We start from the raw sequence: 15,549 nt of genomic DNA, 5'->3' as shown, positions 1-15,549 counted from the left end.
TGTACCTTTGCAACTTCTGTTTAGGCAGGCTTGAACGCGGTGCCAAGCGCGTATCAAGCCTGTAAAAGGTGTAAACGATGTCCCCGGTCTGATGTGTAAAGGATGTACCGGTCTCTACAGTGAGGGGTGTCGCTCTCAACATCACACCAATTTCAGGAGGACCAACTCAATTCGCCACCCGAACCCCCGCCAGACTCCCACTCATCTCATAAGCCGCCAATTCCGCCTGATGCCCCGCCAGAATCTCCGGCAACGACCCACGAAGGTACTCGACCCAGGTCTTGATCTTCGCATCCAGATACTGCCGCGACGGATAGATCGCATACAGGTTCAGTTCCTGCGAGCGGTAGTTCGGCATTACCCGCACCAGCGAGCCGTTGCGCAAGCCTTCAATCGCGGCATACACCGGCAATACACCGACACCCATCCCGCTGGTGATCGCGGTTTTCATCGCGTCGGCGGAGTTCACCAGGAAGGGTGAGCTGTTGATGGTGACCATTTCCTGGCCTTCCGGGCCGTCGAAGGCCCATTTTTCCAGGGGGATCACCGGGCTCACCAGGCGCAGGCAGGCGTGGTTCAGCAGGTCGCTGGGTTTCTGTGCGCAGCCGTTGGCTTTCACGTAGGCCGGGGAGGCGCAGACGATGCTGTAGGTGATGCCCAGGCGCTGCGAGACGAAGCCCGAGTCCGGCAGTTCGCGGGCCAGAACGATGGACACGTCGTAGCCTTCGTCGAGCAGGTCCGGCACGCGGTTGGCCATGGTCAGGTCGAAGGTCACGTCCGGATGGGTCTTGCGGTAGCGGGCGATGGCGTCGATCACGAAGTGCTGGCCGATGCCGGTCATGGTGTGCACTTTCAATTGACCGGCCGGGCGGGCGTGGGCCTCGCTGGCCTCGGCTTCGGCCTCTTCGACGTAGGCGAGGATCTGCTCGCAGCGCAGCAAGTAACGCTTGCCGGCTTCGGTGAGCGCGATGCGCCGTGTCGTGCGATTCAGCAGGCGGGTTTGCAGGTGGGCTTCCAGGTTGGAGACCGCGCGCGAGACGTTGGCGGTGGTGGTGTCGAGTTGCACGGCGGCGGCGGTGAAGCTGCCGGCTTCGGCCACACAACTGAAGGCGCGCATGTTTTGCAAAGTGTCCATGGGGTGCTCTCAAGGGAGATGGCAAATTGTGACACGAAGTTTCAGGGGCTGAGACCCCCGACCAAGGGATTATCTCGTTAACCGTAACAAAGATTCGCAGAAAACCCAGCTTATCGCCGTTCAGGGCGCCCCCTAGAATTGCGCCCACCTCGAAACATCCCCCACCTCAGGAATTCGCAGCAGTGCCGCGTCGCATCAACAGAGCGCTTTTGCCGCTCAGTGTTCTGGCTATTTCGTTAGGTCTCAGCGGCTGCATCGGAACTGGAGGGATTGCCCCGCAGGGCAAGGCTCTGGAGGCCAATGAACTGGCCACCGACGAGGCCATCGCCCACGCCGCCCGTGACGCAAACTGGCCCACCGCGCAGTGGTGGCATGCCTACGGCGACCCGCAACTCAATCACTGGATCGATCTCGCCGTGCAAGGCAGCCCGACTTTGGCCATGGCTGCCGCGCGAGTGCGTCAGGCCCGGTCCATGGCCGGCGTCGCTGGAGCTGCCGAGTCGTTGCAGATCAATGGCGAGTCGACCCTCAAGCGCCACAACTGGCCGACCGACCAGTTCTACGGTCCCGGCGAGCTGGCCAATACCACGACCTGGGACAACAACGCCGCACTGGGCTTCAGTTACGCCCTCGACCTCTGGGGCCGTGAAAGCAACAGCACCGAACGAGCGGTAGACCTCGCGCACATGAGCGCTGCCGAGGCGCGGCAGGCGCAGCTCGAATTGCAGAACAACATCGTGCGTGCCTACATCGAAATGTCGCTGCATTACGCCCAGCGCGACATCGTCGCGGCGACGCTCAAGCAGCAACAGCAGATTCTCGAGCTGGCGCAGAAGCGCCTGAACGGCGGGATCGGCACGCACTTCGAAGTCAGCCAGGCCGAAACCCCGTTGCCGGAAACCCATCGGCAACTGGATGCACTGGACGAAGAAATCGCCCTGAGCCGCAACCAGATCGCGGCATTGGCCGGCAAAGGGCCGGGCGCCGGTGCGCAATTGCAGCGTCCGACACTTTCGTTGGGCGCAGCGTTGAAACTGCCGTCGGCATTGCCTGCCGAGCTGCTCGGCCAGCGCCCGGACGTGGTCGCCAGTCGCTGGCAAGTGGCGGCCCAGGCGCGCGGGATCGATGTCGCGCATGCCGGGTTCTACCCCAACGTCGATCTGGTCGGCAGCCTCGGCTACATGGCCACCGGCGGCGGGGCGCTGGAGTTTTTGACCGGCAAGAAGCTCAACTACAACGTCGGGCCGGCGATCTCCCTGCCGATCTTCGACGGCGGGCGACTGCGCGCCGAACTCGGTGAAGCGTCGGCGGGTTATGACATCGCCGTCGCGCATTACAACCAGACCCTGGTCAATGCGCTGAAGAACATCTCCGACCAGTTGATCCGCCGCGAGTCGATGGACAAGCAGCAGACCTTCGCCGCCGAGTCCGTGGCCACCGCGCAGAAGACTTACGACATCGCGATGATCGCCTACCAGCGCGGACTTACCGATTACCTCAACGTGCTCAACGCCCAGACCCTGCTGTTCAAACAGCAACAGGTTCAGCAGCAGGTACAGGCGGCGCGCTTGAGTGCCCATGCGGAACTGGTGACGGCATTGGGCGGTGGTCTGGGTGCGGGTAAAGACGTGCCGACTGCCGAACAGACCGCCGCACCGAAAACCCCGGCCCTTCTTCAAGCCCTCGACCACTGAGCAAGCCTTAATGACTCCCTTGCCCGCACCTTTGCGCTGGCTCTACTCCCTGGAATGGCGCCGGGGTTTCTTCGACTGGGCGCGCAGCGACGGCGTGACCTGGGTCTACATCTTCAAGGTGTTGATCGCCGCGTTCCTGACCCTGTGGCTGGCGATGCGCCTGGAGCTGCCGCAACCGCGCACGGCGATGATCACCGTGTTCATCGTCATGCAGCCGCAGAGCGGCCAGGTATTCGCCAAGAGCTTCTATCGCTTCCTCGGCACCCTGGCCGGGTCGGCGATGATGGTCACGCTGATTTCACTGTTTGCCCAGAACACCGAACTGTTCCTCGGTTCACTGGCGATCTGGGTCGGCATCTGCTCGGCCGGCGCCGCCCGTTGCCGCAACTTCCGCGCCTACGGTTTTGTGTTGGCCGGGTATACGGCGGCGATGGTCGGCCTGCCGGCGCTCGCCCACCCCGATGGCGCGTTCATGGCAGCGGTGTGGCGGGTGCTGGAAATTTCGCTGGGGATTCTCTGCTCGACGCTGGTCAGCGCCGCGATCCTGCCGCAAACCGCCAGCGCGGCGATGCGCAACGCCTTGTATCAGCGCTTCGGTGTGTTTGCGTTGTTCGTCACCGATGGCCTGCGCGGACGCAGCAAACCGGAGTCGTTCGAGGCCAGCAACGTGCGCTTCATCGCCGAAGCGGTGGGGCTGGAAGGGCTGCGCAGCGTGACCGTGTTCGAAGACCCGCACATGCGTCGGCGCAACGGTCGCCTCAGTCGCCTGAACAGCGAGTTCATGGGCGTCACCACCCGTTTCAACGCCTTGCATCAGTTGCTCGAACGCTTGCGCCGCAACGGTGCCGATCATGTGGAAGCGGCGATCAAACCGGGTCTGCAGGATCTGGCCGAAGTACTCGACGGTTTCAGCGGTCGCGCCCTGACCAGCCCGGATGCGGCGCGTCTGGTGCTGGCGCTGACGGCTTACAAGGAAGGTTTGCCGGCGCGGGTGCGCAGTCTGCGGGCGGCGTTCCAGGAGAGCGCGCCGAGCGAGGCCGAGTTGCTGGATTTCCACACCGCGTATGAATTGCTCTATCGCTTCGTCGATGACCTGCACGGTTATGCGCAGACCCACGCCTCGCTGGCCGATCACAGCCACGAACGCGAGCGCTGGGACGAGCCGTTCACCCCGCAGACCAGTTGGTGGGCGGCAGCGGCTTCGGGGATTCGTGCCGCGTTCATTCTCGTCGTACTCGGCAGTTACTGGGTCGCCACCGCGTGGCCGAGCGGCGCGACCATGACCCTGATCGCAGCCGCTACCGTGGGCCTTTCCGCCGCCACGCCGAACCCGAAGCGCATGGCATTCCAGATGGCGTGCGGCACGTTCCTTGGGGCGCTGATCGGCTTCGTCGAGATGTTTTTCATCTTCCCGTGGATCGACGGTTTCCCGCTGCTGTGCGTGATGCTCGCGCCGGTGATCGTGCTCGGATCGTTCCTCGCCTCACGACCGCAATACGCGGGTGTCGGCCTGGGGCTGCTGATCTTCTTCAGTACCGGCTCGGTGCCGGACAACCTGACGATCTACAACCCCTACACCTTCATCAACGACTACATCGCCATGGTCATGGGCATGCTGGTGTGTGCGGCGGCGGGGGCGATCATTCTGCCGCCGAACAGCCGCTGGCTGTGGCAGCGTCTGGAACAGGATTTGCGCGGGCAAGTGGTGTACGCGATCAGCGGCAAACTCAAGGGGTTGGCGTCGAGTTTCGAAAGCCGTACCCGCGACTTGATGCATCAGGCTTACGGTCTGGCGGCCGGTCAGCCGCTGGTGCAGAAAAACCTGCTGCGCTGGATGTTCGTGGTGCTGGAAGTCGGCCACGCGATCATCGAGCTGCGCAAGGAACAGGCGATCCTGCCGGTGCATCCGGCCTATGCCGAATCGCAGCCATGGCGCCAGGCAATCCGGGTCATGGGGCGCTCGCTGGTGCGCCTGTTCCTGCAACCGAATTCGAGCAATCTGGAACGTGCGCTGGTGGCGGTCGATCACGCGATCAGCCGGGTTGCCGCCACTGACGAACCGTTCGCGCCGCACTTCGATACCTCGGCCCTGCGGCGGGTGAAAAGCTACCTGCACTTCATCCGCACCTCATTGCTCGACCCGCAATCGCCCCTTGCTGCCTACGCCATCGCCAAGCCCGAAGGACTTGCCCATGCCTCGTGAAATCGCCTTCCACGGCGTGTACATGCCGACCATGACCCTGATGTTTTTCATCGCCGCGGCACTGGCCTGGGCGCTGGATCGGTTCTTGTCCGGGTTCGATCTGTACCGCTTCTTCTGGCACCCGGCGCTGCTGCGCCTGAGCCTGTTTACCTGTCTGTTCGGCGCGATGGCGCTGACTGTCTACCGTTGAGAACGTTCTGATGAAAAAGTTTTTCAGCCTGCTCGCGACCTTGCTGGTGCTGGCCCTGGCGCTGTGGATCGGCCGCACGTTGTGGGAGCACTACATGAACACCCCGTGGACCCGCGACGGCCGGGTGCGCGCCGACATCATCAACGTCGCCGCCGACGTCACCGGTGAAGTGGTCGACGTGCCGGTGCGGGATAACCAGTTGGTGAAAAAAGGCGACCTGCTGATGCAGATCGATCCCGAGCACTACCGTCTCGCGGTGAAACAGGCGCAGTCGCTGGTGGCTTCGCGCAAGGCCACGTGGGAGATGCGCAAGGTCAACGCCCATCGCCGCGCCGACCTCGACAATCTGGTGATCTCCAAGGAAAACCGCGACGACGCCAGCAACATCGCAGACTCGGCATTGGCCGATTACCAACAGGCCCAGGCGCAACTGGAAGCGGCCGAACTCAACCTCAAACGCACTGAAGTGCGGGCGGCGGTGGACGGCTATGTGACCAACCTCAATGTGCATCGCGGCGACTACGCGCGGATTGGCGAAGCGAAAATGGCGGTGGTCGACATGAATTCGTTCTGGGTCTACGGCTTTTTCGAAGAAACCAAACTGCCTCACGTGCGCGTTGGTGATAAAGCCGACATGCAATTGATGAGCGGCGAAGTCCTCAAGGGCCACGTGGAAAGTATTTCCCGTGGCATCTACGACCGTGACAACCCGGAAAGCCGCGAGCTGATCGCCGATGTGAACCCGACCTTCAACTGGGTGCGCCTGGCGCAACGGGTGCCGGTGCGTATTCACATCGATGAAGTGCCGGAAGGTGTGCTGCTGGCGGCGGGGATTACCTGCACGGTGGTGGTGAAGCAGGACGCTGTGGATAACTGACAGACCGTGTTGTAGCTATTCGCGAGCAGGCTCGCTCCCACATGGGATCTTCAGTGCGGCACGGATCCAGTGTGGGAGCGAGCCTGCTCGCGATTGGGACGACTCGGTCTTACGAGCAAATACTCAGCTTCTACTCGCTGCAAAACGTCTCGTGCAGATGCCGCCAGATCACCTGCCCGGATTCGGTTTTTTCAAACACGACGGTTGAGCGTCGATCCGTGTGCAATTCACTCGCGTCGGTTTGCTGCTCGCGGTAGCTCACCGTCGCACCGCGTTCATGCAGGGCAATCCCGTGAAGCTCGCCGAGCTCGATCCTGAACCCGCTCTTCTTGCCGCCCGCCATTTGAAACAGCGCACGCAAGGCCTCGAAATCCAGCACACGCCCCAGCGGCGTCACCATGGAAAACCGTGGCGAAAAACGCGTCAGCAATCGTTCCAGTGCCGTTTCTTCCTCCTCCACGGCAAACCATCGTTCGATGGCCTCATGGGCCTGGATCACTTCGTCAAAATAGTCGGTGTAGTCAGTCATGTGGATTGTTCCTGTAGGGCAGTTGAGTTCAGCAGGGCGAGCACTTTCGTGGAGTCGAAACGCAGCACCGCGACCATCGGCAACAGCGTCAGCAACGCGGCGGCGAGAAAGCAGTATTGGAAACCGTTGGCGCCCAAAGCGCCCAGCAATGAGCTGAGCAGCGCCGCGCCGAGGCAGAAGCCGAGCTGACGGTTGATGTTCCACAGGGCGCTGGAGTGGCCCATTTTTTCCGGCGTGATGCCGACAAACGCCAGGGTCTGCGCAGTGACGCTGCACAGACTGCCGCCCAGCCCCATCAGGGCGTAGGCGAAAATCAACGGGACGCTGGCGGGGTGGTCGATCTGCATCAGCACGACAATGCCCAGGCATTGCAGCAGCATCCCGGCAATCAGCAATGGCTTGGGGCCGATCCGGTTGAAGCTGCGTTTGCCCAGCATGATCGCCACGCCCGAGGCGGCCGCCCAGGACAGCATCAGCGCCCCGGTTTGTGCTGCGCCGAAACCGAGATCGTGCAGGTACAACACGGCGATCATGTTGGTGCCGGTAAAGATCCCGGGCACGAACAGGTAGATCAGCATTGCCAGGCGTAGTGACGGGTTCTTGATCAGTTGCAGGTCGAGGACCGCACCGGATTTGCTCCAGCCATCGCGCAGGTATATCCACAGGGTCATGACGCTGAGTAGCAGGACGCCGCCCGCGAGGTGACGGGTTGCCGGGGCGCTCGCCAGACTGACGGCGATCAACAACAGACTCAGGGCCGACACGGCCAGCAACAGGCCACGAGCATCCAGTGTCGGGCGTTCACTGGTTGCCTGATCCGGTTTCAGCCAGAGCAGGCCCAATCCGAAAGCCACGAGCGCCATCGGCAGGTTCAGGTAGAAAATCCAGCGCCACGACAACGCCTCGACGATCAAGCCGCCCGCCGCCGGCGACAGGGCCGGCACCATCAGCGCCACCAACAGAACCACCCCGGTGAAGTGCGCGCGCTGTGTTGCTGGAAACTCTCGATAGGCCAGCGCCTGACCGACCGGCAGCAGCAACCCGCCACCGAGTCCTTGCAGCAATCGCCAGCCGATCAGGCTTTCAATCGAACCCGCCTGAGCGATGAGCCCGGAGGCGATCCCGAACACCAGCAGCGAACCGAGGATCAGCCGCCGTTCGCCCACCCGTGCCGCCAGCCACACGCTCATCGGAATGATCAGCGTCAGCCCGAGCATGTAGGCGTTGGTGATCCACGCCAGTTGCGTCACCGAGGCGTGCAACTGCGTGGCGATGTCCGGGTAGGCGATGCTCGCGACGAACATGTTCAGCAAATCGAGGGCAAACCCCAACAGATACACCAGCGCGACTTTCGAGCGATAGGCCATGGCAGCTTCCCTGTGATGAAGCGTGCAGGGTAGGGCGCTTGCGACGATAGAAATACGCTGGTTTGACTGCTAGTTTGTCAAAACTATTTTGACAGTGGACGTGCTGAACATGGTCAGTCTGGATCGATTCGATACCTTCAAAGCCGTGGTCGAGGCCGGCTCGCTGACTGCAGCCGCCGAGACGCTGGGGCAAACACGCGCGGTGGTGAGCTTCAACCTCAAACGTCTTGAGGAAGAGTTGGGCGTCACCTTGCTTACCCGCAACACCCGGCAACTGGCCCTGACCGATGCCGGCGAACGCTTTTACCGACGCTGTCTGCGCACGCTGGACGAAGCACGCTTGGCCATCGAGGAAGCGCGCTCGGAACACTCGCAGCTCAAGGGCACGCTGCGCATCACCACGACCGTGGAGTTCGCGCTGGCTCAAGTGGTGCCGGCGCTGGAAGTGTTTCGACAACAGCAACCGCAACTGAATATCCACTTGTCTACGTCTTCGACCCATGCCGATCTGATCTCCGAACGTTTTGACATGGCGATCCGTCTGGGACGCATGCACGACTCCAATCTGCGGGCAGTGCAGTTGTCGACGTTCGAGGTGTTTGCCGTGGCGGCACCGGGGCTGGTCGAGGGTTTTGCGTCGGTAGAAAACCTGGTGGTGCTGGAATCGATGCCGACACTAGGGCATGGGCGAGTGCCGGAAATGACGGTCACCGACCCGGCCGGCATCGAGCATGTCTACCAGCCAAAACCGGGAACCACCGCCATCGTCGCCGACAACTCGGCGACCCTGCGTGCCTTTGCGCTGACCGGGCAAGGCGTGGCGATTCTGCCGCAATGGTTGATACAAGAAGATCTTGACGCCGGGAGATTACAACGCCTGTTGCCGGATTACCGCTTTGCCCAACAAGGCGTGTATGCGCTATACCCGGACACCCGGCACCTGCCGCTGAAGGTGCGGGCGTTCATTGATTTCATGAAGGGCTGGGGCTGACTCTCAGAGTTGCCCGCGCAAGCCGAAGCGCTTCATCAACGTCGACTCCAGCAACCCTTTCGGCAACAACGTCGCCAGCAACGGCAGCGCCCGGCTGCCGTTGCCGATGCGGATCAGCCGTGGCGGCTTGCTTTGCTGCACGGCCTTGAGCAGCTCGGCGGCAAATTCGCTGGCCGGCGTCGGTTTGTCCTGCGAGGCCTTGGCCCGCGCCCGAATACCTTCGCGCAACGGAAACCATGGCGATTGTTCGTTGATCAGTTGTTCGGCCTCATGCCCGGCATTCCTGGCGAAGCTGGATTGAATCGCCCCCGGCTGCACTTCCAGCACGCGAATGCCGAACGGCGCCAGTTCCATGCGCAAGGCATCGCTCAACGCATGCACCGCTGCTTTTGACGCGCAATACGCGCCGGCGAACGGCGTGACCAGCACCCCGGAAACACTGCCGACATTGACCACCAGTCCCTTCGCCCGGCGCAGTACCGGGAACAGTGCGCGGGTCACGCCGACAATCGAAAACACGTTGGTTTCAAACTGGCGCTGCATGGCCGCGACGCCGCCGTCGAGCAGCGGGCCCATTGCGCCGTATCCGGCGTTGTTGATCAGCACATCAAGGCCGCCGTGTTGCTGGTTGATCCGCTCGGCGAGTTGTTCCAGCGCGGAGTTGTCATTGACGTCGAGTTGCACCGCCGTGAATCCGGCAGCGCTGAGCGCAGCGACATCTTCAGCCTTGCGCGCGCTGGCCCAGACCTCGTAGCCAGCGCCTTTGAAGGCATCGGCGAGGGCGCGGCCGATGCCGCTGGAACAACCGGTAATCAACGCAACGGGCATGGCGCATTCCTTGTGCAAAGTGTGAGGGGAGGGGATCAGTCGGAGAAACTACCCTGCAATCGCTCGGCGCGAAACTCCAGGGTTTGCGGGCGATAGCCGGGACGCAGCGGTGGCATCGGCAAGCAGTCTTCCCAATTGCCGCCGGCCTGCAGTTCGCCGGGGCCGCGATAGCGCGGGGCGGCGTATTGATTGTCGGCCAGATTCACCGTGTCGCCCGGCGCGTACGCCGCAATGCGCCAGCGCAGTTCGGTCAGCGGCACGTCGTTGCCGTTGTTCATCTTCAGTTGCAACGGGCGATCCGCCGGGCACTGCTCAGGCGCATAGGTGATGCGCAACTCGAGCCGCGCCAGTTGCTTGATCTCGCGGTTGTCCAGCCACACCACCCACATCGCCACCAGCCCGAGGCCGACAGCGGCAGCCATCGACACCGGCAAGGCCTTGGCCGGATAGCGCAACAGCAGGATCAGCCAGGTAATGACCAGCAAGACGCCGATGAACATGTCGCGAAACCTCGTGGGCAGGGAAGGTTCATCCTACCTAAGCCTGGACGAGGTTGGCGAAAAAAAAAGCCCCCGCCCAACCCGCTGCGGATAGGGGACGCAGCGGACTGGACGGGGGCTTTTTATTGCGGGGCAATCACTGCGCGATGGTTTTCACCGACACGCCGCGTTCGATCGGGGTGGAGCGACCGTAGATATCCTCGAAGCGCTCAATGTCGTCTTCGCCCAGGTACGAGCCCGACTGCACTTCGATGATTTCCAGCGGGATCTTGCCCGGGTTGCGCAAGCGATGCACCGAGGCGATCGGGATGTAGGTCGACTGGTTCTCGCAGAGCAGGAACACGTTTTCATCGCAGGTCACTTCGGCGGTGCCGCTGACCACGATCCAGTGTTCGGCGCGGTGGTGGTGCATCTGTAGCGACAGGCACGCGCCCGGCTTGACCGAGATGTGCTTGACCTGGAAGCGCCCGCCCATGTCCACCGAGTCGTAGGAGCCCCACGGACGATAGACCTCGCAGTGGTTCTGGGTTTCGCTGCGACCCTGCTCGTTGAGGGTGTTGACCATCTGCTTGACGCCCTGGACCTTGTCCTTGTGGGCGATCATCATGGCGTCCTTGGTTTCGACCACCACGATGTTTTCCAGACCGATCACCGACACCAGTTTGCCGTTGCCGTGGATCATGCAGTTCTTGCTGTCCTGGATCACCACGTCGCCCTTGCTGACGTTGCCGTTGGCGTCCTTCTCGTTGACTTCCCACAGCGACGACCAGCAGCCGACATCACTCCAGCCGGCGGTCAGCGGCACTACGCAGGCGCGCTGGGTTTTTTCCATCACGGAATAGTCGATGGAGTTGTCCGGGCAGCAGGCGAAGGTGGCTTCGTCGAAGGTGATGGTGTCCGGGTCCTGAGTGCTGCGCTCCAGGGTCAGCAGGCAGGTGTCGTAGATGTCCGGATCGTGCTTTTTCAGCTCTTCGAGGAAGCGGCTGGCGCGGAACAGGAACATGCCGCTGTTCCAGTAGTAACCGCCGGATTCGACATACTCGGTGGCGCGTTTGACGTCGGGTTTTTCCACGAAGTGTGAGACGCGGCTGACGCCTTCCGGCAACAGTGAGTCGCCGGTGGATTTGATGTAGCCGTAACCGGTTTCCGGTTTGGTGGCCGGCACGCCGAACAGCACCATCTCGCCGTTTTCGGCAGCGACGGTGGCCAGGGCCAGCGCACGTTGCAGGGCTTTCTGGTCTTCGAGAACGTGGTCGGCCGGCAGCACCAGCATCAGTTCGTCGCGACCTTCATTGACCAGCATCATCGCGGTCAGCGCCACGGCCGGTGCAGTGTTGCGGCCGAACGGTTCCATCAGGATGCGCTGGCATTCCAGATTGCGGTTGGCCAACTGCTCGTTGACGATGAAGCGGTGATCCTTGTTGCAGACCACGATCGGGGTGTCCATGCCTTCGAACACCAGACGCTCGAGGGTTTGCTGGAACAGTGTGTGTTCGCCGGTCAGGGCGAGGAACTGCTTGGGAAACTGCTTGCGCGAAAGCGGCCAAAGACGTGAACCGCTACCACCTGACAAGATCACCGGAATCATATTGTTTACTCCATAAAATCGATTGTGTAGGCCTTTGTGGGAGCTAGCCCGCTAGCGATTGCATCACCTCGGTACATCAGAAAAACCGAGTTGCCTGCATCGCCGGCAGGCCGGCTCCCACAGAGAGCCGGATCAGTTCAAAAAGTGCTTAGCGAGTCGACACCGGGCGCTTCACCCAGACTGGCGACAGGTTGCTGCCGTTGCCAGTGACGTACAGCACGGCTGCCTCACCGCGTTCCAGGGCAACCGGTTTCACGTCGCCGACTTTCTTGTCGCCCTCGTACAGCGCGAGGCTGACTTTCACCGGGTTGATTTCACGCTCGCCACGGCCCTTGGCGGCCACGTTCGGCACCACGTCGGTCTTGCCGTCGGCGGTCTTCAGGGTCAGCGGCTTGTCGCTGAGGTTCTGCACGCGGACCAGGGATTTCTGCTTGTTCTTGAACGGCGGTTCTTCGATCAGTTGCGGCGCGCCGGAGGCGTTGTTGACCAGGGTGTAGTAGTGGTCACCGGCGAGTTTTACCGGCAGGGTCTGGCTGCCGATCTTGGCGCTGTAGTCACCGCCCGGCATGAAGCTGAAGTCGCTGCTGGCCAGCGGCGCGACGTCGCTCAGATTGGTGCTGCCGACGGTGGCGCTCACTTCGGCGTTGCTGGCGTTGTAGACCCGCACGAAGGTCGAGCCTTTCGGTGCGGTCGGGCCGTACAGCGCGGCGTCACCACCGGCAAAGGCCTGGACCGAAAGCACGCTGAGGCCAGCGACCAGAGCAATGCGTTTGGCGAGACGACGAGGAGTTGTAGTGAAAGTCATGGTGTACCTCTCTTTCAGTTTTGCGCCCGATCGGGCGTCTCGGATTTAGTGTTTACCGCTACGTTTTGTTGGCGCGCGCCGGCTTGTTTAAGCTCTGCGACCCACTGCGGGTCGGCGTCGCCGATTTCGTTGTTCACAGGCAGATATCGTTCAGGAAACTCCCAGATCAGCACCTGTGGCGGGCTGTTCTTGAAGTCATCGCTTTTCAGGTAGCTGAGCATCGGCAGGATCGGGCCGTGGCCGTCTTCTGCGTAATTGACGACGTCGCTGTGCAGCGCTTGCTTGAGCGCACCGACGAAGTTCCAGTTGGGATTGGCGCTGTAGCTGGTACCGATCAGCGCGACCGGCACTTCGCTGTTGGCGAACAGCGCGTCGTCACCGGCAGGCGGCTCGGTGGCGGCCACGGTGTTGCGCTTTTGCAGCGGCTCTTTGGCCGGCATCAGATTTTCGAACAGCGGATCCAGCGGCAGGAACAGACGCAGGTCGCCCTTGTGCGTGACTTTCTCCGCCGGAGTGGTGACGAAGCGCTGCGGCTCGCCGCTGAGCGGGAACTTGTCGGCGATGGTCCTGGCCAGGGTGTTGGCAGCGATTTCCGCGCCTTCCGGGGTCCAGTGGGTGTCGGTGCGCAGGAACACTTGCTGACCGTTCTGCTTGGCTTTTTGCAGCGGGCCGAGCAGGTCGGGGGCGAGGATCTTGTCGGCCGCGACACGGGCGTGGAAGTCCTGATAGAGGTTGGCGTGGATGCTCGCCGGTTTCACTTCACCCAGGTGTTCCGGGTACAGGCGAACCTTGGCCGGGACGATCGCCATCACCAGTTTCACGCCTTTCTCTTTCAGGGTCTGGCGCACGCCTTCGACCAGCGCGTAGTTGCCTTGCAGGTTCAGCTCTTCGTTGACGATCGGGTTGAATTCCTCATCGCTGTACAACCACTGATCGCGACCGAGCACCACGCCCGGACGACCTTCGTTGAATAGTTTGAAATCCAGCGCGGCCCAGAGGTTGGTGCCCAGGCGCTTGATCGGGAATTCATCGTCGTAGTGGGTTTCCACGGCTTTGGTCCAGCGGCCGTTGAGCACCGTCGCGTCGGCGTTGGTGCTGAAGCCGAAGAAGCTGCGCACCGACCACAGACCGAGCACCAGCAGGGTCACCAGAAACAGCGCGATGTAGAAGATGCGTAATGAGCGGGTCATGTCAGATCCCTCAGAACTGGAAGTAAAGGAACGGCGAGAAGCTTTGCGCCGAGAGTTTGAGAATCGAGGCGATGAACAGCAGCAGGATCAGCCCGCGCATCACGTAGCGCGACCAGTCCGCCGTCCAGTACGCCGGTTGCACCTGGGCGTCGACGCCGACGGTGTAGCCAGGTTCGTGGATGCTCGCCGGGTTTTCGCCAGGGGCAGCCTTGATCAGGCCCGGTTGCGCGCCGGCAGGGCCGTCGCTCTCGATGTTGACCGCAGGTTTGGTCTTGACCGGAGGTTTGCTGGTGTACAGATCACGCAGGCCGAAGAACGCCAGGGTCACGTAAGCGACCACCAGAGTCGCGACTTGCAGACCGGTGAGGCTGGCCTGGTTGAGCTCCGACAGCGACCAGTCGCCGAAGCTGAACATCGCGCCGTACATGCGACCGGCGACGTGCAGGTTTTCGGCGCGGAAGATCACCCAGCCCATGACCACCAGCAGGAAGGTCAGCGCCCAGCGGATCGGGTTGAGGCTGCGCGGCGAGGTGTTGAGGCCGAGCATTTTCTCGATCGCCAGCCACATGCCGTGCCAGGCACCCCAGACGATGTAGGTGATGTTCGCGCCGTGCCACAGACCACCGAGGAGCATGGTCAGGAACAGGTTGCGATAGGTCATCAGCGTGCCTTTGCGGTTGCCGCCGAGGGTGATGTAGAGGTAGTCGCGCAGCCAGGTCGACAGGCTGATGTGCCAGCGGCGCCAGAACTCGGTGATCGACTGGCTGATGTACGGCTGCTTGAAGTTTTCCATGAAGCGGAAACCCATCATCAGACCCAGGCCGATGGCCATGTCGCTGTAACCGGAGAAGTCGAAATACAGCTGCGCGGTGTAGGCCAGCGCACCGAGCCAGGCATCGCCCGTGGTCGGGTTTTGCAGGGCGAAGCAATGGTCGGCGACCACGGCCAGGGTGTCGGCGATGAACACCTTTTTGATGAAACCCTGCATGAACCGTGTGCAGCCCTCGGAGAACTTGTCGAGGGTGTGGGTGCGGTTGTTGAACTGGTCCGCCAGGTCACGGAAACGCAGGACCGGGCCGGCGATCAGGTGCGGGAAGATCGCCACGAACGCCGCGAAGTCGATCAGGTTGCGGGTCGCCGGGGTGTCGCCGCGATAGACGTCGATGATGTAGCTGATCGACTCGAAGATGTAGAACGAGATGCCGATCGGCAACAGCACGTGGGTCAGGATGAACGGTTCCAGACCGACCGACGTCATCATCGCGTTGATGCTGTCGACGCCGAAGTTGGCGTACTTGAAGTAGCCGAGGATGCACAGGTCCACCGCCACGCCGAGCAGCAGCCAGCGCTGGGCCGGTCTGGTGCGCACGCCGGCGGCGCCGACTTTGAGGCCGATCCAGTAGTTCCACAGGGTGACGCCGGCGAACAGCGCCAGGAAGTCCACCCGCCACCACGCATAGAACACGTAGCTGGCGATCAGCAGCAGCAGGTTGCGATAGCGTTGCCCGCTCAGGTAGTACAAGCCGAGAAAGATCGGCAAGAACAGAAACAGGAACACGTTGGATGAAAATACCATCCCGATCTCTCCATGTTTGAACCAACAGTCAAGGGCCAAAGCCCCCCCAAACCCCCCGTGGAATTGGAGGGGTGAA

At 62.1% G+C, this 15,549-nt stretch carries 14 protein-coding genes; 5 read left to right on the top strand and 9 right to left on the bottom strand.

Annotation, left to right across the window (positions count from 1 at the left end):
• Positions 1–166: 166 nt before the first annotated feature.
• Positions 167–1,135 (bottom strand): LysR family transcriptional regulator, encoded by a 969-nt coding sequence (locus DXT77_RS28210; protein ID WP_085711718.1) that lies wholly within the window; start codon positions 1,133–1,135, stop codon positions 167–169.
• Positions 1,136–1,317: 182 nt separating this feature from the next.
• On the opposite strand from DXT77_RS28210, the gene DXT77_RS28205 reads away from it, so the two are divergent.
• From DXT77_RS28205 to DXT77_RS28190, 4 genes are read left to right on the top strand one after another with little or no spacing between them, the layout of a single operon-like run.
• Complete coding sequence (locus tag DXT77_RS28205; RefSeq protein ID WP_119429988.1) at positions 1,318–2,829, top strand: efflux transporter outer membrane subunit; 1,512 nt, start codon at positions 1,318–1,320, stop codon at positions 2,827–2,829.
• Positions 2,830–2,839: 10 nt separating this feature from the next.
• On the top strand, positions 2,840–5,032 hold the full coding sequence (locus DXT77_RS28200; protein WP_119429987.1) for an FUSC family protein: 2,193 nt from the start codon (positions 2,840–2,842) through the stop codon (positions 5,030–5,032).
• A complete protein-coding gene (locus DXT77_RS28195) occupies positions 5,022–5,222 on the top strand; it encodes a DUF1656 domain-containing protein (RefSeq protein WP_015096751.1) in 201 nt (66 codons plus the stop codon). The genes DXT77_RS28200 and DXT77_RS28195 overlap by 11 nt, the downstream gene beginning before the upstream one ends.
• A 10-nt stretch (positions 5,223–5,232) precedes the next feature.
• Positions 5,233–6,099: an HlyD family secretion protein gene (locus tag DXT77_RS28190; RefSeq protein WP_085611394.1), complete on the top strand. Its 867-nt coding sequence runs from the start codon at positions 5,233–5,235 to the stop codon at positions 6,097–6,099.
• Between the two features lie 130 nt (positions 6,100–6,229).
• Here DXT77_RS28190 and DXT77_RS28185 read toward each other — a convergent pair whose 3' ends face one another.
• Both DXT77_RS28185 and DXT77_RS28180 read right to left on the bottom strand, forming a co-directional pair.
• Positions 6,230–6,628, bottom strand: coding sequence for a DUF4440 domain-containing protein (locus tag DXT77_RS28185; RefSeq protein ID WP_119429986.1), 399 nt, complete (start codon positions 6,626–6,628; stop codon positions 6,230–6,232).
• Positions 6,625–7,995, bottom strand: a complete 1,371-nt coding sequence (locus DXT77_RS28180; protein ID WP_119429985.1) for an MFS transporter — start codon at positions 7,993–7,995, stop codon at positions 6,625–6,627. Before DXT77_RS28180 ends, DXT77_RS28185 begins: the two co-directional genes overlap by 4 nt.
• 109 nt (positions 7,996–8,104) lie before the next feature.
• On the opposite strand from DXT77_RS28180, the gene DXT77_RS28175 reads away from it, so the two are divergent.
• Entirely contained in the window at positions 8,105–8,986 is an 882-nt protein-coding gene (locus DXT77_RS28175) for a LysR family transcriptional regulator (RefSeq protein ID WP_119429984.1), read from the top strand.
• A 3-nt stretch (positions 8,987–8,989) separates the two neighbouring features.
• On the opposite strand, the gene DXT77_RS28170 is transcribed toward DXT77_RS28175, so the two are convergent.
• The 6 genes from DXT77_RS28170 to DXT77_RS28145 form a co-directional block, all read right to left on the bottom strand.
• Entirely contained in the window at positions 8,990–9,814 is an 825-nt protein-coding gene (locus DXT77_RS28170) for an SDR family oxidoreductase (protein ID WP_119429983.1), read from the bottom strand.
• 35 nt (positions 9,815–9,849) lie between these two features.
• Entirely contained in the window at positions 9,850–10,314 is a 465-nt protein-coding gene (locus DXT77_RS28165) for a multidrug transporter (protein ID WP_096819139.1), read from the bottom strand.
• Positions 10,315–10,450: 136 nt separating this feature from the next.
• Positions 10,451–11,902 carry a mannose-1-phosphate guanylyltransferase/mannose-6-phosphate isomerase gene (locus tag DXT77_RS28160; RefSeq protein ID WP_119429982.1) on the bottom strand — a complete coding sequence of 484 codons (1,452 nt, stop codon included), beginning with the start codon at positions 11,900–11,902 and terminating at the stop codon, positions 10,451–10,453.
• 148 nt (positions 11,903–12,050) lie between these two features.
• A complete protein-coding gene (locus DXT77_RS28155) occupies positions 12,051–12,707 on the bottom strand; it encodes an alginate O-acetyltransferase AlgF (RefSeq protein WP_114881477.1) in 657 nt (218 codons plus the stop codon).
• A 14-nt stretch (positions 12,708–12,721) separates the two neighbouring features.
• A complete protein-coding gene (locus DXT77_RS28150; protein WP_119429981.1) occupies positions 12,722–13,897 on the bottom strand; it encodes an alginate O-acetyltransferase in 1,176 nt (391 codons plus the stop codon).
• A 10-nt stretch (positions 13,898–13,907) separates the two neighbouring features.
• A complete protein-coding gene (locus DXT77_RS28145) occupies positions 13,908–15,473 on the bottom strand; it encodes an MBOAT family protein (RefSeq protein ID WP_119429980.1) in 1,566 nt (521 codons plus the stop codon).
• Between the last annotated feature and the right edge of the window lie 76 nt (positions 15,474–15,549).

The sequence above is a fragment of the Pseudomonas sp. 91RF genome, assembly GCF_003576265.1.
Classification (GTDB): domain Bacteria; phylum Pseudomonadota; class Gammaproteobacteria; order Pseudomonadales; family Pseudomonadaceae; genus Aquipseudomonas; species Aquipseudomonas kribbensis.
This window is presented reverse-complemented; position numbering and strand designations above follow the sequence as displayed.

Excerpts from the sequence above, each read along its gene's own strand:
- DXT77_RS28210 (WP_085711718.1), bottom strand. The coding sequence starts at position 1,135 with ATGGACACTTTGCAAAACATGCGCGCCTTCAGTTGTGTGGCCGAAGCC.
- DXT77_RS28200 (WP_119429987.1), top strand. The coding sequence starts at position 2,840 with ATGACTCCCTTGCCCGCACCTTTGCGCTGGCTCTACTCCCTGGAATGG.
- DXT77_RS28195 (WP_015096751.1), top strand. The coding sequence starts at position 5,022 with ATGCCTCGTGAAATCGCCTTCCACGGCGTGTACATGCCGACCATGACC.
- DXT77_RS28190 (WP_085611394.1), top strand. The coding sequence starts at position 5,233 with ATGAAAAAGTTTTTCAGCCTGCTCGCGACCTTGCTGGTGCTGGCCCTG.
- DXT77_RS28185 (WP_119429986.1), bottom strand. The coding sequence starts at position 6,628 with ATGACTGACTACACCGACTATTTTGACGAAGTGATCCAGGCCCATGAG.
- DXT77_RS28180 (WP_119429985.1), bottom strand. The coding sequence starts at position 7,995 with ATGGCCTATCGCTCGAAAGTCGCGCTGGTGTATCTGTTGGGGTTTGCC.
- DXT77_RS28175 (WP_119429984.1), top strand. The coding sequence starts at position 8,105 with ATGGTCAGTCTGGATCGATTCGATACCTTCAAAGCCGTGGTCGAGGCC.
- DXT77_RS28170 (WP_119429983.1), bottom strand. The coding sequence starts at position 9,814 with ATGCCCGTTGCGTTGATTACCGGTTGTTCCAGCGGCATCGGCCGCGCC.
- DXT77_RS28165 (WP_096819139.1), bottom strand. The coding sequence starts at position 10,314 with ATGTTCATCGGCGTCTTGCTGGTCATTACCTGGCTGATCCTGCTGTTG.
- DXT77_RS28160 (WP_119429982.1), bottom strand. The coding sequence starts at position 11,902 with ATGATTCCGGTGATCTTGTCAGGTGGTAGCGGTTCACGTCTTTGGCCG.
- DXT77_RS28155 (WP_114881477.1), bottom strand. The coding sequence starts at position 12,707 with ATGACTTTCACTACAACTCCTCGTCGTCTCGCCAAACGCATTGCTCTG.
- DXT77_RS28150 (WP_119429981.1), bottom strand. The coding sequence starts at position 13,897 with ATGACCCGCTCATTACGCATCTTCTACATCGCGCTGTTTCTGGTGACC.
- DXT77_RS28145 (WP_119429980.1), bottom strand. The coding sequence starts at position 15,473 with ATGGTATTTTCATCCAACGTGTTCCTGTTTCTGTTCTTGCCGATCTTT.